16 protein-coding genes are annotated in these 19,957 nt (G+C 51.6%); 10 read left to right on the top strand and 6 right to left on the bottom strand.

The window, feature by feature from the left end:
- Positions 1-3: 3 nt before the first annotated feature.
- The 4 genes from DES37_RS04465 to DES37_RS04480 all read left to right on the top strand — a co-directional run bounded on the left by DES37_RS04465 (position 4) and on the right by DES37_RS04480 (position 3,361).
- Positions 4-1,488, top strand: a complete 1,485-nt coding sequence (locus DES37_RS04465; protein WP_110024990.1) for a UbiD family decarboxylase — start codon at positions 4-6, stop codon at positions 1,486-1,488.
- Between the two features lie 152 nt (positions 1,489-1,640).
- On the top strand, positions 1,641-2,378 hold the full coding sequence (locus tag DES37_RS04470) for a class I SAM-dependent methyltransferase (RefSeq protein WP_110024991.1): 738 nt from the start codon (positions 1,641-1,643) through the stop codon (positions 2,376-2,378).
- A 244-nt stretch (positions 2,379-2,622) separates the two neighbouring features.
- Positions 2,623-2,970, top strand: coding sequence for a helix-turn-helix domain-containing protein (locus DES37_RS04475; protein ID WP_036112286.1), 348 nt, complete (start codon positions 2,623-2,625; stop codon positions 2,968-2,970).
- A 136-nt stretch (positions 2,971-3,106) separates the two neighbouring features.
- Positions 3,107-3,361 (top strand): YdgH/BhsA/McbA-like domain containing protein, encoded by a 255-nt coding sequence (locus DES37_RS04480; RefSeq protein WP_036112283.1) that lies wholly within the window; start codon positions 3,107-3,109, stop codon positions 3,359-3,361.
- A 314-nt stretch (positions 3,362-3,675) separates the two neighbouring features.
- Here DES37_RS04480 and DES37_RS04485 read toward each other — a convergent pair whose 3' ends face one another.
- The 3 genes from DES37_RS04485 to panE all read right to left on the bottom strand — a co-directional run bounded on the left by DES37_RS04485 (position 3,676) and on the right by panE (position 6,851).
- Positions 3,676-5,121 carry a heavy metal sensor histidine kinase gene (locus DES37_RS04485; RefSeq protein WP_110025072.1) on the bottom strand — a complete coding sequence of 482 codons (1,446 nt, stop codon included), beginning with the start codon at positions 5,119-5,121 and terminating at the stop codon, positions 3,676-3,678.
- Positions 5,122-5,129: 8 nt separating this feature from the next.
- Entirely contained in the window at positions 5,130-5,822 is a 693-nt protein-coding gene (locus DES37_RS04490) for a heavy metal response regulator transcription factor (protein ID WP_036112280.1), read from the bottom strand.
- A 111-nt stretch (positions 5,823-5,933) separates the two neighbouring features.
- The gene (gene panE, locus DES37_RS04495; protein WP_036112277.1) at positions 5,934-6,851 is read right to left on the bottom strand and encodes a 2-dehydropantoate 2-reductase; all 918 of its coding nucleotides are present in this window, start codon (positions 6,849-6,851) and stop codon (positions 5,934-5,936) included.
- 86 nt (positions 6,852-6,937) lie between these two features.
- On the opposite strand from panE, the gene DES37_RS04500 reads away from it, so the two are divergent.
- From DES37_RS04500 to DES37_RS04525, 6 genes are all read left to right on the top strand, one after another.
- Positions 6,938-7,162, top strand: a complete 225-nt coding sequence (locus tag DES37_RS04500; RefSeq protein WP_110024992.1) for a hypothetical protein — start codon at positions 6,938-6,940, stop codon at positions 7,160-7,162.
- Between the two features lie 127 nt (positions 7,163-7,289).
- Complete coding sequence (locus DES37_RS04505) at positions 7,290-8,558, top strand: MFS transporter (RefSeq protein ID WP_036112271.1); 1,269 nt, start codon at positions 7,290-7,292, stop codon at positions 8,556-8,558.
- Between the two features lie 694 nt (positions 8,559-9,252).
- The gene (locus tag DES37_RS04510; protein ID WP_036112266.1) at positions 9,253-9,507 is read left to right on the top strand and encodes a YdgH/BhsA/McbA-like domain containing protein; all 255 of its coding nucleotides are present in this window, start codon (positions 9,253-9,255) and stop codon (positions 9,505-9,507) included.
- Between the two features lie 116 nt (positions 9,508-9,623).
- Positions 9,624-9,968 carry a helix-turn-helix domain-containing protein gene (locus DES37_RS04515; RefSeq protein WP_110025073.1) on the top strand — a complete coding sequence of 115 codons (345 nt, stop codon included), beginning with the start codon at positions 9,624-9,626 and terminating at the stop codon, positions 9,966-9,968.
- A gap of 30 nt (positions 9,969-9,998) precedes the next feature.
- A complete protein-coding gene (locus DES37_RS04520; protein WP_110024993.1) occupies positions 9,999-11,165 on the top strand; it encodes an efflux RND transporter periplasmic adaptor subunit in 1,167 nt (388 codons plus the stop codon).
- A gap of 15 nt (positions 11,166-11,180) precedes the next feature.
- Positions 11,181-14,315: an efflux RND transporter permease subunit gene (locus DES37_RS04525; protein ID WP_110024994.1), complete on the top strand. Its 3,135-nt coding sequence runs from the start codon at positions 11,181-11,183 to the stop codon at positions 14,313-14,315.
- 476 nt (positions 14,316-14,791) lie between these two features.
- Here DES37_RS04525 and ompC read toward each other — a convergent pair whose 3' ends face one another.
- The 3 genes from ompC to DES37_RS04540 form a co-directional block, all read right to left on the bottom strand.
- Positions 14,792-15,928 carry a porin OmpC gene (gene ompC, locus DES37_RS04530; RefSeq protein WP_110024995.1) on the bottom strand — a complete coding sequence of 379 codons (1,137 nt, stop codon included), beginning with the start codon at positions 15,926-15,928 and terminating at the stop codon, positions 14,792-14,794.
- A gap of 690 nt (positions 15,929-16,618) precedes the next feature.
- Positions 16,619-18,364, bottom strand: a complete 1,746-nt coding sequence (locus tag DES37_RS04535; RefSeq protein WP_110024996.1) for an acetyl/propionyl/methylcrotonyl-CoA carboxylase subunit alpha — start codon at positions 18,362-18,364, stop codon at positions 16,619-16,621.
- Positions 18,364-19,947, bottom strand: a complete 1,584-nt coding sequence (locus DES37_RS04540; protein ID WP_110024997.1) for a 5-oxoprolinase subunit B/C family protein — start codon at positions 19,945-19,947, stop codon at positions 18,364-18,366. Before DES37_RS04540 ends, DES37_RS04535 begins: the two co-directional genes overlap by 1 nt.
- Positions 19,948-19,957 lie beyond the last annotated feature (10 nt).

Below are 19,957 nucleotides of genomic sequence, written 5' to 3' on the forward strand. Positions count from 1 at the left end.
TTTATGTCTGAAACTCAAAGTACTGTAACGGATCTTCGTAGTGCTCTGGCGTTACTTGAGCAGTATGGCGATGAACTTATTGAAACCAATGAGCCCGTTGACCCAATCGCTGAATTATCCGGTGTTTACCGCTATGTTGGTGCCCACGGCACCGTGCAGCGCCCAACCCGTGTTGGCCCGGCCATGATGTTCAATAAAGTGAAAGGCTACGATGACATGCGCGTGGTGATTGGCGTGCTGTCTTCACGTAAACGCGTGGCCCGCCTGTTTGGCACCAGCGAAGAACAACTGGCATTTATGCTCAAAGATGCCGTTGACAAGCCCATTGCGCCAATTGTGGTTCCCCGTGAACAGGCAGCCTGCCAGGAAGTCGTGCATCTCGCGACAGACCCGGGTTTCGATATTCTGAAAATCCTGCCCGCGCCCACCAATACTCCAGAAGACGCCGGCCCGTATTTTACTCTGGGGATGTGCTATGCCGCAGACCCGGAAACCGGTGAACATGATGTCACCATCCACCGCTTATGTGTGCAGAGCAAAGACGAAATTTCCATGTATTTCGTCCCGGGGCGTCACCTGGATACCTTCCGTATGAAAGCAGAAGCGGCCGGCAAAGCGTTGCCGATATCTATCAGCATTGGGGTGGACCCGGCTATTGAAATCGGTGCCTGCTTTGAGCCACCAACAACGCCGCTGGGCTTTGACGAGTTGTCCATTGCCGGTGGTCTGCGTAACAAAGCGGTTGAACTGGTGGACTGCCTCAGCGTCAATGCCCGGGGTATTGCCAATGCAGAGGTGGTGATAGAAGGGGAACTGGTGCCCAATTACCGGGTGCGCGAAGACCAGAACACCGATACTGGCAAAGCCATGCCTGAATTCCCGGGTTATACCGGTGAAGCAAAAGCCGCAGTACCTGTGATAAAAGTTAAAGCAATTACTCACCGCAAACACCCCATTTTGCAAACCTGCATTGGGCCGAGCGATGAGCACACCAATATGGCTGGTATCCCAACTGAAGCCAGTATTTTACAAATGGTTGAGCGTGCACTGCCTGGCTTTGTGCAGAATGTGCATTGCCCGTCTCCGGGTACCGGGAAATATCTTGCTGTGCTGCAAGTGAAAAAACGTACTCCGGCGGATGAAGGCCGCCAGCGCCAGGCTGCTCTACTGGCATTCTCCGCATTCTCCGAACTCAAGCATGTCATTCTGGTAGATGAAGATGTGGAACTGTTCGACATGAATGACGTGATGTGGGCGATGACCACCCGCTATCAGGGCGATATCAGTACGGTATTTATTCCCGGTGTTCGCTGCCATCCTCTGGACCCGTCATCAGACCCGGCATTCAGCCCGTCAATCCGTGACCACGGCATTGCCTGCAAAACAATTTTTGACTGCACGGTGCCCTGGGCACTGAAAGCCAATTTCCAGCGCAGCCAGTTCCTGGAAGTGGACGTGAACCGGTTTATTCCCGGGTTTACTCAATAAATTAGCTGATTGTTGGCGCTGATGATTCGCCCTGGCTCACCATTTGCTGGTGTCCGGGGAAGAGGTGCGCCAAAACGCCAGGACGGCCACACGGAATATCGCTAAACTGCGCTTTATATTAAGAGTGACAAACATCAGGGAAGGTTAAGCCGATGAAACAGAATAAGTACGATGATGCTGCGTTTTTTGACAAGTATGCGGCGATGGCGCGCTCAGTTGAAGGATTAAGTGCAGCAGGGGAATGGCCAGCGTTTAAGGCCATGTTGCCACCCCTGGCAGGTAAGCAAGTGCTGGATTTAGGCTGTGGTTATGGCTGGCACTGTTTTTACGCTCAGGCTCAGGGGGCGTCGGCAATAACCGGCGTGGATATTTCAGAAAAAATGCTGGCGCGGGCACAGCAGGCTCCAGACTCTGCCAGCATTTTCTGGCAACAGGCGGCGATGGAGGATTATCACCCCGAGCCTGAGGCATTTGATGTGGTTCTTAGTTCACTGGCGTTTCACTATGTGGCGGACTGGCCTGCACTGTGCCGTAAGGTTGTTCAGGCGCTGAAGCCTGGCGGCACCTTTGTATTCAGTGTGGAGCACCCTGTTTTTACAGCAGAGGGCGGGCAAGCCTGGCATTGTGACAACGAAGGAAAGCCGCTGCACTGGCCGGTTGACCACTATTTTTCTACAGGGCGCCGCGAAACCTGTTTTCTGGGTGAATCTGTTGTGAAATACCACCGCACACTAACAGACTGGCTGGCGCCATTACTGGCGCTGCAACTACATGTTAACGCGCTGTGTGAGCCGCAGCCGCCTGCACACTTACTGGCGACCGTGCCGGGTATGCAGGATGAACTGCGCCGCCCCATGATGCTGATGATTTCTGTCAGTAAACCTGCCTGATTTTTCTGCTGTTTTTCACCGGGCAATTCCGTATCTGGTTACCAGGGATTACTCGGTATTTCCTGTGTAAAGAACTGTTTCCTGACAAAAATGTTATTTTGGCGTCATGTTGAGGTCAGCGAGTACCTCTTATAGTGAACCCTGTCGATTTTATTGATCCGCGGGCGTGCGGCTTTCAGAGCGGCACCAGACCAAAAGAAAGGATACGGAGGCGCAGCCTTCGGACAAGACGGGGTCATTCACTATGCAAAAAATTGTGGAAAAACATGTTGCCCTTGTAGAGGCACTGAAAGAGTGGATTGAAGCACATGTCCACGAACCGATTAAGATTGAAGATGTTGCCCATAAAGCCGGGTATTCCAAATGGCATCTGCAGCGGGTTTTCCAGGATGTCACGACCGAAACATTAGGCAGCTATATCCGTAACCGTAAGCTGGCGCTGGCAGCAGAAGAATTAAAGAATACCCGTTATTCAGTATGCTTTATTTCAGACCGCTATGGGTTCGATTCCCAGCAAACATTTACCCGCGTGTTCTCGCGTGTATTTAATCAGTCGCCCAGGGCATTTCGTAAATCTAATGCAAGAATGTAAAACATTGTAGCTGACAGGATTGTTATTTTCCTGTCACTCAATAGTCAGCAACTCCCCCGTAAAATAAGCTTATCGAAAGGCGTTAATTCTTTTCGTTAAGCTTATTTTTTATCTTTCAGTTAAAAAAGGTGGAACAATGAAAAAGCATATTCTGGTACCCGGTATTTTGGCACTGGCTGCTGTCAGTTTTAGTTCAATTGCCGCTCAGGAAGTGGCCTCTGGACAGGGGCGCACGGCTGATGGCGTAGTCAGCACCAGCGGCCAGCAGACACTGGCGGATGTTACCCAAACGCTGCAGGAAAAGGCGCAGGCAGCAGGTGCGTCCAGCTTTAAAATTATCTCCGCAGGTGGCGATAACCAGTATTTCGGCGTGGCTGAGTTATATAAATAAGACTTTTCTTGTGTTGCTTTAATGCCCGCTCTGAGATTCTGTAGCTAATACCCCTTATTGGTGATTGTGTTGTGTTGTTATTTGGCCGGCCAGAGTAAGTCATTACTGGCCGGTTTTTTATTGCCTGATTTTTATTTGCCAGGCGTTTGTTGCTGATATCAGGATTGGCAGAGACAGTACTGGCAGGAAAATATTGGCAGGCAAACCTGAACCAGCCTCAATGATCACGGCCGGGTTAATGTGCATATGGTTATTCACATTAACCCGGTTTTTATTTTGTTTACCCGGAAATAGTACGACGTTATTAAGCGTGCTCAGGTGGTGGCGGTATCAGTGCCCAGTGGGGCAACAGTGGTTTGCACCAGACCTTCCTGGGGCTGGGGGCGTGGGTTATTCAGGCGCAAGGTAAACCCAAAGGTGTTCACGCCCTGGTAGCTGTAGGCAAAGGTTTTGCCTTCATGCATCAGTGCAACGGCTTTGACAATTGCCAGACCCAGCCCGTGGTGCATATTACTGCCGTTACGCGCAGCATCCACCCGGTAGAACCGTTCAAACAGCCGCGATAAATGCTGTGGCGCAATGGGGTCTCCCTGGTTGGACACGGCAATTTTGGCGAAGTCACCTTCCCGGGACAGGCTGACACCAATAGCGCTGCCGGTGCTGGCGTGGCGCGCACCATTTTCCAGTAAATTAGCCAGCGCACGGTGGAACAGGCGGCGGTCCACGCAGGCGCGCACATCGCCACCAATGGTGACCACCAGTTCATGTTCCAGCAGTGAAGGCTCTACATATTCTGCCGTTTTGACCGCTTCTTCCTGCAGGGAGATATCCGTTAGCTCAATCGCCCGTTGCCCGGCTTCCGCATGGGAAAGGAACAGCATGTCATTAATAATGGATGTCATGCGCGCCAGCTCTTCCAGGTTGGATTCCAGCAAATCTTCCAGTTCATGGATATCGCGCTGGCGCGACAGCCCCAGTTGTGTCTGGCCGATTAAATTAGTCAGGGGAGTGCGTAACTCATGAGCAACATCGGCATTAAAGCTGTCCAGTTGTTGCCAGGCTTTTTCCTGGCGTTCCAGCACCCCATTAAAAGCCTGAGCCAGTGTGCGCAACTCATCAGGCAGGCTGGCAGTATTCAGCCGTTGCCCGACATTCCCCGGGGCAAGCTGGTTTGCCTGATCACTCATTTGCCGTGCTGGTTTCAGCCCGTAACGAGAAACTGCGTAACTCAGGCCAGCGACCAGGATTAGCCCGGCCAGGGAAATAAAAATAAGGGCTTCAGTAAATTCGGTATAAGTCTTGTAATAGGCCGTTGAATCTATTGAAACGACGAATTTCAGGGGTGGGCGCCCGTTGTTTGCAGGAATAGTTTTGACTAACAGGTAATACGGGCAGCTCTTTTCATGCAGGTAGATACTTGAATAGCCCTCTGGTGGGTTGTGCGCGGCAACAGTTTTTTCCATTTCACCGCCAAATGCATACTGCGGATCGTCGCTCAGCACCAGATATTGTACTTTACCCCCTTCGTTTTCTGTCAGGGTGGTAAGTTTGTGCACAACGCGCTCCCACAACTGTGCTGTCCCTTCGTGTTCGAGAAACGGCACTACCAGTGAATTGCGAAACGCCAGCTCGTTATGCATCTGGTTTTTAAGCGAAGAGAACAGCGTGGTGCGCAAAAACAGGGCGATAGCGAGGAGAATTGCCACCATCAGTACCACAAATAACAGAGTCAGCCGCCCGGAAATAGAGCTTTGTTTCAGGTTCAGTGTCATGATGCGTTTGCCGCAGTTCGGTTTTCCAGTACATAACCCATACCACGTACAGTGTGGAGCAGCTTCACGGCGTATGGGGTATCAATTTTATTACGCAGGCGCTTAATAGCGACTTCCACTACATTGGCATCGCTGTCGAAATTCATATCCCATACCTGTTCTGCAATCATCAGTTTGGACAGGATCTCGCCCTGATGGCGTGCCAGCAGGCTTAACAGAGCAAACTCTTTTGCCGTCAGGTCAATACGTTCATTACTGCGGGACACTTTACGTGAGATAAGATCGATATGCAGATCGTCAATGCTGATATGGGTAGGATCGTTGCTGTCACTGCCACGGCGGCGGATTAACGCCTGTATTCTGGCGACCAGTTCAATCAGGGAAAAGGGTTTTGGCAGGTAATCGTCAGCGCCGCAACGCAGGCCGCGCACCCGCTCGTCCACGGAACTGCGGGCAGACAGCATCAATACGGGCGTTTGCTTGCTGGCACGCAACCCTTCCAGCACGGAGTAACCGTCCTGGCCTGGCAGCATGACATCAAGCACAATGACGTCGTAGTCGTACTGCAATGCCAGGTACAGCCCTTCAACGCCGTCATGTGCGACATCAACAGAAAAACTCAGCTCACTCAGAGCCCGGCTTATATATGACGAGGTTTTTTCCTCATCTTCAACAAGAAGCAGACGCATGCCATTCACCTGGGGAATAAAAACAGGTTATTGTAACCTGGTTTTACCGTCACCTCGCTGACATTAACCTGACAATTTTGTCAGGAGGAGACGGTGCTACCTTGTGGTGTATCAGGCGCGGTTTTGCAGGTAAACATTCAGGTTTACATTCACGGCATTAAGCAACGGTGTTACCACACCATGCTGTGCTGCACGGCGCACCAGGTCGCCAATAATTTGCTCGGCTTCAATAGTGAAGCCGTGGGTTAAATCACGGTACATTGAGGATGTCAGCGGGTTATCCGGGTTAGTGAGAAACTCCCGTGTTGAGTTAATGACTTTCTCACGGTGCTGGTAACCACAGGCATCAATCACAGACAACACTTCGGCAAATACCGACTCAATAAATTCGCGCCCGCCGGGTGCATGTACAATTTGTTGTGTGTTGCCACGGGCAAGGCAGGTGACGGAACCCAGGGTACTGAGCAACAGCCATTTTTCCCATAAATCGCTCTGAATGGCTTCAGAAAAAACAGTATCAAACCCGCAGTCACGCAGTTGGGCATCCAGCTGTTGCAGGCGTTCACTGTTATCGCCCTGCAGGTCACCATAAAACAGGGTATGCAGGCGCGACAGCTGGATAATCTCCCCCTGTTCGCCCAGCGTGGCATGGATTTTACACAAGCCGCCAATGACTGCGTGTTTGCCAAAGCGCTCCTGCAGGGTCTCAATATGCCGCATGCCATTAAGAATGGGGATAATCAGCGTGTCTTTACCCACTGCTGGCGCGATATCTGCCATTGCCTGCTCAAGGCCGAAGCTTTTGACTGTAAGCAGAATCACATCCCAGGTACCGCTCAGTTGTTGCGCGGTGACCAGTTTCGGCTCCAGCGTGACATCGCCATACGGGCTTTTCAGCATCAGGCCAGTTTTCTGTAATTGCGCACAGCGTTTTTCACGCACTAAAAAGGTGACATCCCGGCCTGCCAGCGCCATACGTGCGCCAAAATACCCGCCAGTAGCCCCTGCTCCTACTACAAGAATTCGCATCGTTTTACCTGTTTTATTGGTTGTCAGACCATTCTTACCATAAAGCGAGCTCTGGCCGGGCGCTATACCAAAACGGGCTTTTTTTCATGTTTATTCCTGATGAAGCTGGTCGTTTGCATGTGATTCAGTCTGTTTGCTGGCTGAAACAATTTTTCACTGAATCTGGCTTTATTTGTGATGATGATCACATTAAAGAATTTGCCATACAGCGATACAGAACCGCTGTTGATATAAATCAAAAACAACGTTTCATGTTGTCGCATTATTACATTCAATTTGTGAGACAAATCTCACTTTATAATTACAGATAACCATAAAACAGCCTCTCTTAACTCCCTTTTGTTTGGTTGTGTTTTCTTTTTCCTCTGGCGTTATCAGTCTGTCTGGCGCTGCTTTACCCACAGGCAGGTTTTATTCTTTTAATCCAGGGGATTTCTTATGCGCAATCCAGGCCGTATGCGCTGGTTCATGGTGGGGTTAGTGACGTTAGGCACTATCCTTTGTTATCTCACCCGCAACACGATTGCTTCTGCAGCACCGACGTTGCAAAGTCAGTTGCATATCACAACCCAGCAGTATTCCTATATTGTTGCTTTCTTTTCCGCTTGTTACACCATTGCACAACCGATATCCGGGTTTGTGCTGGACACCCTTGGCACCAAAGCGGGCTATGCAGTATTTGGCCTGTTATGGGGCATTTTTTGCATTGGCGCTTCCTTTGCCGGAGGCTGGAAAGGTCTGGCATTTGCCCGTGGGATGGGGGGCTTTGCTGAAAGCGCCATGATCCCGGCAGGGCTGAAAGCGGTGACAGAATGGTTCCCGGAAAAAGAACGCTCTGTGGCTGTGGGGTACTTTAACGTCGGCTCGTCTATGGGGGCATTAATTGCGCCCCCACTGGTCGCCTGGGCTATTTTTATTCATAGCTGGCGTCTGGCTTTTATTCTGGTGGGCTGTATGAGCGTGGTGTGGGCGATTGGCTGGTTTTTTGTCTACAACCGCCCGGGGAAAACGAAACGGCTAAGCAAAACGGAACTGGACTATATTACTGCCGGGCAGCCAGCCCCACGCCCAAAACATAAAGTGCGTGTAGGTACCTTGCTGCGCCAGCGTAAATTCTGGGCAATTGCCTTGCCCCGCTTTTTGGCTGAGCCAGCATGGGGGACATTCAATGCGTGGATCCCATTGTTCATGGTGCGCAATTATGGATTCGATTTAAAAGACATCGCAATGTTTGCCTGGATCCCGATGCTGTTTGCCGACATGGGCTGTATTCTCGGTGGCTATATGCCAGGTATGTTCCAGCGGGTGTTCGGTGTTAACCTGATTGTGTCTCGCAAGCTGGTGGTTACGCTCGGTGCTGTTTTGATGATTCTGCCGGGTATGGTGGGGTTGTTTGGCAACCCGATGGTGGCCATTGGGTTACTGTGTGTCGGGGGTTTTGCTCACCAGTCTTTATCTGGTGCGTTGATAACTCTGTCATCAGATATGTTTGACCCTAACGAAGTCGCGACAGCTAACGGTTTTACCGGCATGGCGGCATGGACTGCCAGTACCTTATTTGCCCTGGTGGTTGGCGCGCTGGCCGATACGCTCGGTTTCAGCCCGCTGTTTGCTGTGTTGTCGGTGTTTGACGTGATTGGGGCTGTGATCCTCTGGTCTTTGTTACGTGAAAATAAAACGGCGATGGAAGCCAGTGAGGCATTCTGACGCGTAGTAGTCTTACGTAGCGTTCTTACGTAGCATTGTGAAACCGTAACAGGCAGGGGGTTACCTCTGCCTGGCAACCAGTTTCATTGCCTCTCACCCGTAAATACCCACAAAAGCTATTCAGCGCTCTTACTCAGGCCTTATTTCTCGGCATCCTTATTTGTCATAAGGGTATTGGCAGTTTTGCAGAATCAGGCAAGGTTTTCGCAGAATTGGATGTTGTTCAGCTACAGGCAGCCTGTTTATACTTTTCTTACTTAAATTACAGCTGCGTTGTTGCCAGTAATTCGAATTAATTCGAGTAACGCTGATACGCGCCACTTTTTGTCAATTACATTCCATCCACAGCTTGTTTAATATATATCTGTTTTCTGATTCTCCACAATAAAGCATTAAATGATAAAATTTGCAGGTAATTAATGTTTAATCGCACTGATTGCCAACCTGTATTTTCATATTGTGGTAGATAAGAATATTCCACACTCTATCTGCAGTTGTGCACAGACTTATGTCATGGGGAAGCAACTTTCGTGGCATGTGAGGTGGGTGATAAATAAACGTATTGATGAGTTTTATGCATAACATTATTGCGTCACCAGAGGGTAATCCACTTTTATTGTTATGTTAAGATATTTCAACTGGTACTTCTTTTTACTTTTTGTGCTTTATAGTTTTTTTGATTAGGGAGTGAATAATGAAATCCATCAAATTATTACTGGCAGCAATGCTGGTATTCACCAGTATTGGTCAGGCATTCGCCATTGAAGAAGTTCAGTCAAGTGAAGGGCGGGTTGCCATAGGCAGTGTCAGTGCTTCAGGTGCATTAACGCTGGATGACTTAACAGCAGAGTTAGGCCATAAAGCGCAGGCGGCGGGAGCCTCATCATTTCGCGTTGTTTCTGCTGGTGGCAGAAATACCTTAAATGGTGTTGCTGAACTCTACAAATAATCTTATCTGACTGTAAAACTGGCGCAGGCCTGAAGGGTACATTTTGCTGTTAATCAGGCGAAAGGACTCAGGCTGCGCGCTTCATTTTAACTTCATGAATAAAGAAGGTGGATATGATGGCGCTACAACATGATGTTATTCATCTGATTATGTCGTGGATTGATGAGAATATAGACAAACCGCTGAAGATTGACGATGTAGCCCGGCGAGCAGGTTATTCTCGCTGGCATTTACAGCGCCTGTTTCATCAGGAAACACGCCAGACACTCGCCAGCTATATCCGTGACAGAAAACTTGAATATGCGGCGAATGACTTAAAAGACCCGGAACAGTCTATTCTGGAGATTTCATTCCGTTATGGATTTGATTCCCAACAGTCTTTTACCCGCACATTTTCTCGAAAATACCATATGCCGCCGGGTTCATGGCGGAAGAAATACCATTATCACTCACAAGAATAATTATCGCACAGATTCACATTGAGGATGACCATGAAGAAATATGGGGTGAATTATCCCAGACCTGCACTTGCGTTGAGTTTACTTACGGCCACTGTCTTACTGGTGGCTTGTGACGGTCAGCAACCAGGAGAATCTCAGACTCAGGCAGTCGATGTAGGGGTAACCCGGCTAAGTGCTGCAAGCATGCCAGTGACTACCACATTACCAGGCAGGATAGTGGCTTACCGCACCGCAGAGGTACGCCCGCAGGTTTCTGGCATTGTGCTGAAACGATTCTTCACTCAGGGCAGTGATGTCAGCGCCGGAGATGTGTTGTACCAGATTGACCCGGCGCCCTATGAAGCGGCGCTGAAACAGGCGCAAGGGAGCCTTGCACAGGCTCGCGCACAGGCCCGGATTTCACACATTACGCTCAGCCGCTACCAGAAATTATTGGGTGCCCGGTATGTCAGCCGCCAGGAATATGACCAGGCAAGCGCCACGGCGCAGCAAGATGACGCCAGCGTAGTTGCGGTTCAGGCTGCAGTGAAGAGTGCGCAAATTAACCTCGAACGAACCAAAGTTACTGCCCCGGTTTCTGGCCGTATTGGCCGGTCGCTGTTTACCGAAGGCACGCTGGTTCAGGACGGGCAAAGTGATGCACTGGCGACCATTTCGCAAATTGACCGGGTGTACCTGGATATGACCCAACCCAGTAATGCGTTCCTGGCGCTGCGCCAGGCAAATGCCAGTGGGCAGGTCGTTCCCGGGCAGGGTAAAGCCAAGGTTGATGTGCTGGTGGATGGCCACCCACAATCCCTGCATGGTCAGCTTGATTTCTCTGATGTCACGGTGGATGAAACCACGGGAGCCATCACGCTACGTGCCACAATTTTGAACCCGCAACACAGCCTGTTGCCCGGCATGTTTGTTAAAGGCCGGGTTGATGAAGGTATTCGCCCGGATGCATTGCTGGTGCCGCAAGAAGCGGTCACCCATACACCGCGTGGCGATGCATCTGTTTGGGTAGTGGATAACCAGAACAAAGCCGAAACTCGCCAGGTCGATGTTGAGCAGGCGCTGGGAGACAACTGGCTGGTATCAAGTGGCCTGAAGGCGGGCGAAACCGTGGTGGTTTCGGGAGTACAAAAACTTCGCCCGGGCGTGCTGGTGAAACCTCAGCCTGTTGATACCGCCAGCCAGGCAAACCAGGAGTAACCAGGGAAATCACTCATGTCTAAATTCTTTATTAACCGCCCCATTTTTGCCTGGGTGCTGGCTATCATTATTATGCTGGCAGGGGGGATCTCGATTCTGAGCCTGCCTGTTGAGCAGTACCCGGATGTAGCGCCGCCAGCAGTACAAATCCGTGCGACTTACCCAGGAGCCGATGCCACCACACTGCAGAACTCTGTTACTCAGGTTATCGAACAGAACATGAACGGGCTGGATGGGCTGATTTATATGTCCTCCAACAGTGACTCTTCCGGGGTGTTGCAACTGACTCTGTCGTTCAAAAACGGCACCGATCCGGATATCGCACAGGTTCAGGTACAAAATAAACTGCAACTGGCTATGCCGTTATTGCCTGCTGAAGTTCAGCAACAGGGGATTTCGGTACGCAAATCTTCCAGTACGTTCATGATGGTTGTTGGTTTTACCAATAACAACGGCAACATGACCCAGCAGGATATTTCCGACTATGTGGGGTCACATATCAAAGACCCGATAAGCCGTATTGATGGTGTGGGTGATACCACACTGTTTGGTTCGCAATATGCGATGCGTATCTGGTTGAATCCGGAAAAGCTCAATAGCTTCCAACTGACGCCTGTTGATGTGGTCAGTGAACTGGAAACCCAGAATACCCAAATTGCCGCCGGGCAGTTAGGTGGTACACCGCCAGATAAAGACCAGCAGCTTAACGCTTCTATTATTGCGCAAACCCGCCTGACCTCACCGGAGGAGTTTGGCAATATCCTGCTGAAAGTGAACAGCGACGGTTCTCAGGTACGCCTGAAAGATGTGGCGCGCATTGAGCGTGGCGGGGAAGATTACCAGTACATTGTGCGGATTAACGGTAAACCGGCTTCTGCCCTGGGGATCCAACTGGCAACCGGGGCAAATGCGCTGGATACCGCAAAAGCCGTGCGTGATGAGCTGAATACCCTGAAGCCTTATTTCCCGGCGGGCATGGAAGTGGTGTACCCGTGGGATACCACGCCGTTTATTCAGATCTCCATTCACGAAGTAGTTAAAACCCTGTTTGAAGCCATTGTGCTGGTGTTCCTGGTGATGTTCCTGTTCCTGCAGAACCTGCGAGCGACACTGATCCCTACTATCGCCGTACCGGTGGTATTGCTGGGGACATTTGGTGTGCTGGCGGCGTGTGGGTTCAGTATCAACACCCTGACCATGTTCGGGATGGTACTGGCAATAGGTTTGCTGGTGGATGACGCCATTGTGGTGGTGGAAAACGTCGAGCGCGTAATGGCCGAAGAAGGCCTGTCGCCCAGAGCCGCAACGCGTAAATCGATGGGGCAAATTCAGGGTGCGCTGGTGGGTGTGGCTCTGGTGTTATCTGCCGTGTTTGTACCGATGGCGTTTTTTGGCGGTTCGACCGGGGTTATCTACCGGCAGTTCTCCATTACCATTGTGTCTGCCATGGTGCTGTCCGTGCTGGTGGCGCTGATTCTGACGCCCGCATTGTGTGCAACATTGCTAAAACCTGCCCAAGGCGGGCATGTTGAACATAAAGGCTTTTTTGGCTGGTTTAACCACCAGTTCGACCGCAGCGCTAACCGCTATACAGTGACTGTCAGCAACATGCTGTCTGCCACCGGGCGCTATATTGTGGTCTATCTGTTTATTGTTGGCGGAATGTGCGTCCTGTTTATGCGCCTGCCTACCGCATTCCTGCCCGACGAAGACCAGGGCGTTATTGCGACTCAGGTGATTCTGCCTGCCGGTGCCACTCAGCAGCGTACCCAGAAGGTGCTTGAAAACGTAACGGATTACTACCTCAGTGATGAGAGTAAAAATGTCCGTACTGTACTGACTGTTGGCGGTTATGGTTTTGCCGGCCGTGGTCAGAACATTGGGATTGCGTTTATCGGCCTGAAAGACTGGTCACTGCGTGAAGGTACAGAAAACCACGTTGCGGCGATGGTTGCACGGGCTAATGCGGCGTTCTCCAAAATTCTGGATGGCAATGTGGTGGCGTTTAACCTGCCAGCCATTATTGCGCTGGGGAATGCCACCGGGTTTGACTTTGAGCTGACAGACCAGGCCGGGTTAGGGCACGAAGCGCTGATGGCGGCGCGTGACCAGCTCCTGAGTATGGCGGCGCAACACCCGGATGTATTAAGTGCTGTGCGGCCCAATGGCCTGAATGATACACCGCAATATAAAGTGACCATCGACCAGGAAAAAGCCCGGGCGTTGGGGTTATCACTCCCGGACATCAATACCACCTTGTCTACCGCCTGGGGCGGCAGTTACGTGAACGATTTTGTTGATGGCGGCAGGGTTAAGCGTGTTTACGTCATGAGCGACTCGCATTTCCGCATGATGCCGGATGACCTGAATGACTGGTATGTGCGCGCCAGCAATGGCGAAATGGTGCCCTTTGCCAGTTTCTCTTCGGCTAAATGGATTTACGGTTCGCCGCGCCTGGAGCGTTACAACGGGTTGTCTTCAGTGGAAATTCTGGGGCAACCGGCTGCGGGGCGGAGTTCTGGTGAAGCGATGGCAATGATGGAACAACTGGCGCAACAATTACCACAGGGTATTGGCTACCGCTGGACCGGGATGTCTTACCAGGAAAAAATGACCGGGGACCAGGCACCTGCACTGTATGCGTTGTCACTGATTGTGGTTTTCCTGTGCCTTGCAGCGTTGTATGAAAGCTGGTCGATTCCGTTCTCGGTTATGCTGGTGGTTCCCCTTGGCGTGGTGGGTGCGTTGCTGGCAACCACAATGCGCGGGCTTAATAATGACGTCTACTTTGTGGTGGGCTTGTTAACCACTATTGGGTTGTCGGCGAAAAACGCCATCCTGATTGTGGAATTTGCCAAAGACCTGATTGAAAAAGAAGGCAAGTCGTTACTTGAGGCAACCATCGAAGCATCACGCATGCGTTTACGCCCAATCCTGATGACCTCACTGGCCTTTATTCTTGGTGTGCTTCCCCTTGCTATCAGTAATGGTGCCGGGTCTGGTGCACAGAATGCCGTAGGGACCGGGGTTATTGGCGGGATGATAACCGCAACGGTGCTGGCTATCTTTTTTGTGCCCGTCTTCTTTGTGATTGTACGCCGGCGGTTTAATAGTGCCCGCCCGGTTGATGATGAGGATGAAGGTATATAAGACCTGGAGCCTGCCGTTCTGCTGGCAGGCATAACTGATTACCTGAAAACAGTGCCTTCAGAAAACGTTGTTCCGTTATCCGGCGGGGCAACGTTTTTTTGCGAAGAGTGATTTATTATTTTGACTGTGTATTGCTGTATTTACGTTTTGCCAGGAATCAACAATTGCTGGGGGGACGGCCGGGAACAAGACCCATGGTGCCTGCTTGCCTGGTTGAAATTATGAGCACTGATACAGCTGCAATATTGCCAAAAACAGTTAAACCGCTGCACCTGTATTTTCCTGGCAGAGCAGAAAAGTTAAACAGCGCGGCTTAACATGTGGTGAGAATTTTATTTACTGAATATGGAAATAAAATGGCCAGATTGCATGATTAATTAAGCGGAATACATTAATTCACGGGCATAAAAAATGCCTCCTGGAGCAGGAGGCAAAAGTTTCCCAACTAAGGGAGATAACGTTACGCGGTATGTTGCTTAGAACTGGTAAACCACGCCCATTGCAACAACATCGCTGGTGCTGACACCGGCAGCACGGGAGAAATCGCTATCGTCGATTAAGTTGATTTGGTAGTCAACAAATGCATTCATGTTTTTGTTGAAAGCATAGCTTGCGCCCAGGTCTACATATTTGATTAGATCCTGTTTGCCATAAGCAACGCCACTTGTCTGGGTAGATGCACCCAGTTTAGAGGCACGAGTCTGGTTATAGGCAACGAATGGGGTTAAGCCGAAGTCGAAGGTGTAACCCGCGTAGGCTTCAAAAATCTGTGATTTATTTGCGTAACCGTACACGCTGTCACGTTTAGTATCACTAGGCAGAGAACCGAAGCGGGATGCATTGTAAGCCTGGGTGTACATAACGGCCAGGTAAGCGCCATTGGCTTCATATTTCAGGGCTGCTGCATAGGCTTCTGCACGGTCGCCGTTACCCATTACTGCTGCATTATTCTGGTCGTTAGTACGGTCAGAAGAGAAGAATGAACCCGCCACGCTGACACCTGCGCCAATGTCATAGCTCAGGGACATACCGTAGCCGTCACCATTCTGGCGCAGTACGCTACGTTCACCCGGTTCGCCAGCGCCACCATTTTTACCCTGGTACTGCAGGGCAAAGTTCAGGCCATCAACCAGACCGAAAAAGTCGTTATTGCGGTAGGTCAGCAGGCTATTTCCACGGTGGAACATAAACTGGTCAGAGTTATAGGTCATGCCATCGAACTCTGGCTGCATGTCGGTGTAAGACAGCGTATCGTACATCACGCCGTCGCTACGACCGTAATCCAGAGAACCATAGTCGCTAAATTTCAAACCAGCGAATGCGAAACGCGTAAACATCTGGTCGTGCTGGTCTTCAGAAGTATTGGCATTTGCCTGCATCTGCCAACGGCCATAACCAGTTAGTTGGTCATTAATTTGGGTTTCACCTTTAATGCCAAGGCGCATATAGCTCTGGTCGCCATTTTGCGAATCGTCATTAGAGATATAACGCATGCCTTCAACGAAACCATCCAGGTCCAGTTTGTTGCCGTCTTTATTATAAATTTCAGCTGCATGTGCCGCTTGAGCTGCAATCAGGCTGGTGAGCAGTACGCCCAGAACCTTACGTTTCATATTTAACCCTCTGATTATTGCCACTGTTTTATTTGATGTATTTTTCCCCGGTTTCGATAAAAGCAGGCGCAAGGATAGCGGTGTTAGCACTATTCATGACTGTATTTTCTGCTGTTATATATATCCGGGTTGCACATATCCGCTGATTACAAAAGAATCAGAAAATAACACGAATTGTGCAGAGCGATTATTTCGCAGACACAGATTTATCATTCTGTGTCAGGTTAAGTAAACAATCATTTGGAATGTTCGCACACATTGATAAAAATAATGTGGAACTATTTCAAATTGGGCGCTGACGCACAGATTGATAATATTTACGTATGGTGTGGGAGTATTATTGGTTCCGTTATTATTACCCTTTGTTAGCCTGGTTTATTGTTGGCTAATCATGGTTTTCTTTCTGTGTCCGCAGATTATCTGCCGGTGTAACACCCGGCAGTTTTTATTTATTTGTGCTACTTCGGGGTTATTTAAATCCCTGAAGGAATTAACTGTGCGTGAAATAAAATAGACATTTATTGCGGTGGTTAATTCAGGTAATTAACTTAATAAGCACTATGGCCCGGGGGAAAACAGCGACCACATGTTTACAACGACAGGCAACGTACCAGTAATGCGTGCTACCACGCACTTTTGCCGGGAAGGGCGCAAATGCGTGGCTGTAACCATAAACTGTTAATGCCTGGGTCAGGGCGTAACTTTACCCAGTACGCTATCCTGCTGGCAGCTTTCTCCGGCGGCAATCTGGATTGACAGCACTCCGCTGCGGGCAGCAAGTACCGGGACTTCCATCTTCATTGCTTCCATTACTGCCAGAGTCTCGCCTTCACTGACTGCTTCGCCGGAAGTTTTAAGCCAGCGCTGCACAATGCCGGAGATGGGCGCAGTTACTGCACCGGCAACCTGTAATGCCTGGGGTGTTTCAGCCGGGCTTGCCGGAACAGCACTACCGGGGGCAGCCTGGAAACTGGCCGGGAGAGCCAGTTGATGGCGGCGCCCGTCAATTTCAATCCAGCAACGTTGTAACGGGGCGTTGCCTGGGGGTAACGGGCGCACCTGTTCAGCAAGCTCAGCAGAAAAATCAGTCTCAATCCAGCGCGTATGGACACTAAAGCTTTCGGTAAAATCCGGGGAATGAAGTACCGCTTCATGGAAAGGCAGCACCGATGCCACTCCTTCGATGCGAAAGGCTTTGACGGCCTGGCGTGCGCGCGCCAGCGCCTGGTCGCGGTCTGGTGCCCAAATAACCAGTTTCGCCATCAGTGAATCATAGAAGCCAGAAATAGTGTCTCCCTGGGTGACACCACTGTCTACGCGTACCCCAGGCCCTCCGGGCAGATCAAAGCGGGTAATTGTACCCGGCACCGGGAGAAAACCTTTCGCCGGGTCTTCTGCATTAATCCGCAGTTCAATGGCGTGGCCACGCGGTACCGGTGGCGTGGTGATACTCAGTGGTAACCCCTGGGCAACACGCAGCTGTTCTTTGACCAGATCCAGGCCGCTGGTTTCTTCAGTTACCGGGTGTTCAACCTGCAAACGGGTATTGACTTCAAGAAACGACAACACACCATTGGCACCCAGCAAAAACTCTACCGTGCCTGCGCTGCGGTAACCGGCACGCTGGCAAATGGACTGTGCGGCACTGGCAATTTGTGCTTCGATTTCGGCGCTTAGAAAAGGCGCCGGGGCTTCTTCTACCAGCTTTTGGTTACGGCGTTGCAAAGAGCAGTCGCGGGTACCCACCACGACTACGTGGCCCTGTTCGTCGGCGATAACCTGCGCTTCAATATGGCGCGGTCGGTCGAGATACTGTTCAACATAACACTCACCACGCCCGAAGGCTGTCAGCGCTTCACTGACGGCTGACTGGTAAAGTGCGGCGATTTCCGCCCGCTGCCAGGCCACTTTCAACCCGCGCCCACCACCACCAAAGGCGGCCTTGATGGCAACGGGCAGACCGTGTTCATCGGCAAAGCGGATAACATCCTCCGCACAAGAAACCGGGTCTGGCGTACCTTTAACCAGCGGTGCGCCAACCGCCATGGCAATTTTCCGCGCCTGAACTTTATCACCCAATTGCTCGATGGTTTCCGGGCGTGGGCCAATCCAGATAAGCCCTGCGGCTTCCACGGCACGGGCGAATTCAGCCCGCTCAGACAAAAAGCCGTAACCCGGGTGCACCATTGTGGCTTCACTGCGGCGGGCAACGTCGATCAATTGTTCGATATTCAGGTAAGTTTCTGCCGGGCTGCACCCGGGTAATGCCCAGGCTTCACCAGCCAGGCGGCAATGCAGGCTGTCGGCGTCCGGGTCAGCATAGACCGCGACACTGGCAAAACCGTATTCATGGCAGGCCCGGATAATGCGAACCGCAATTTCGCCCCGGTTCGCGACGAGCACTTTGTGTGGGGGAATGGTAGCAACAGCGCTCATTATTTATACTCCTCAAAAACAGTAAAAGGGCGAATGGCCCGAAAGCGAATCTGGCAGTTGGGCGGGAGTTGGCCCGCAATATCAAGGTGGTAGTGGGCGACAGCACCAATCACCGGGTAACCACCGGTTAATGGGTGGTCGGCCAGAAACAGAACCGGTTGCCCGTTCGCCGGAACCTGGATGGCACCAATGCAAGTGCCTTCACTGGGCAATTCGCGGTTGTCACTGCGGGTAAGCGGTAACTCGCCCTGTAACCGCAGGCCAATGCGGTTAGATTGTGGCGTGACTTGCCAGCACTGGCTGGTGAGCCGGTTCAGCGCTTCGTCGTTGAACCAGTCGCAGCGTGGCCCGGGGATGATATCCAGCGTGATGGTCTCGCCGGGTGCCGGTAATGAAGGCAGGCCGATGACAGCAGGCTGTACCGCACTGTGTGGCGGCGTGGTGCCTGCATACAATTTAACCCCAGCCTGTAACGGTTCCGGGCCAACTTGTGCCAGCGTGTCGCGCGAGGCACTGCCCAGTTGTGGCGTAACGTCCCAGCCGCCACGGCGTGCCAGGTAACTGCGCACGCCGCGTGCTGGCGCTCCCAGGCGTAACTGGTCGCCTGCTTCGAGTGCCAGTGGCGCTTCTGTGCTGGCGGTAAAATGTGCGCCGTCTGCACGGGTGACCATTACCGGGCAGGGCGCGCCTGTTAGCGCAACGACCATTGGGGCACAAATACGGGCGCTGAACCCACCGGCAGTAATTTCCAGTGCGGGCAGGTGGCCTGGGTTGCCAACCAGCCAGTTGGCGCGCCGCCAGGCGGCCTGGTCAAGTGCGCCCGAAGGGGATATCCCCATGCTTGCCTGGCCTGCGCGCCCGGCATCCTGAAACAGGGTTTGTAAACCTGGTGATATCACGGACATCACCGCGCTACCGGAAGCTGACTGTTGCAGGGGCTGTGGTTTTACCACCGGCACACAGACCGGGGCGCGCGTGGCATCAACAAATTGTACTTGCATGCCGGGTTGCAATAACGCGGGCGGCTGCCTGTCCAGGGCAAACAGTGTTTCTGTGGTGCGGCCAATTAATTGCCAGCCACCGGGGCTTGCGTGGGGGTAAATACCGCTGAATTCCCCGGCAAGCCCAACAGAACCCGCCGGAATACGGGTGCGGGGGCTGGCGCGGCGGGGAACCTGGATACCGGCTTCGCGAGAAACAAGGTAAGCAAAGCCTGGAGCAAAGCCACAAAACGCCACCTGCCACAAAGAGCCGGTGTGGCGCTGAATGAGTGCCTCAACACTTAACCCGAGGTATTCCGCCATCCCGGCCAAATCATCACCAGTATACTGAACGGGGATGTTGACTACTTTGCCTGCGCGCTGAGCTTGCGCCTGCCCGTCGAGCTGGCGAATGGCAGCAGATAACTGGTGGCTCTGGGTGAGCGTTGGGTCAAAATGGATAAGCAGGGTACGGGCTGCAGGAATGATCTCTTCCACTCCTGGTAATGGCGCAGCCTGCAAGGCGGCGAACAAAGCCAGCGTGTCATCCAGAGTGCCCAGCTCCACTAAAAAACTGGACAGGCTGCAAGGTAAAAATCGCACGTTACATCCT

It is taken from the genome of Mangrovibacter plantisponsor (assembly GCF_003182475.1).
Classification (GTDB): domain Bacteria; phylum Pseudomonadota; class Gammaproteobacteria; order Enterobacterales; family Enterobacteriaceae; genus Mangrovibacter; species Mangrovibacter plantisponsor.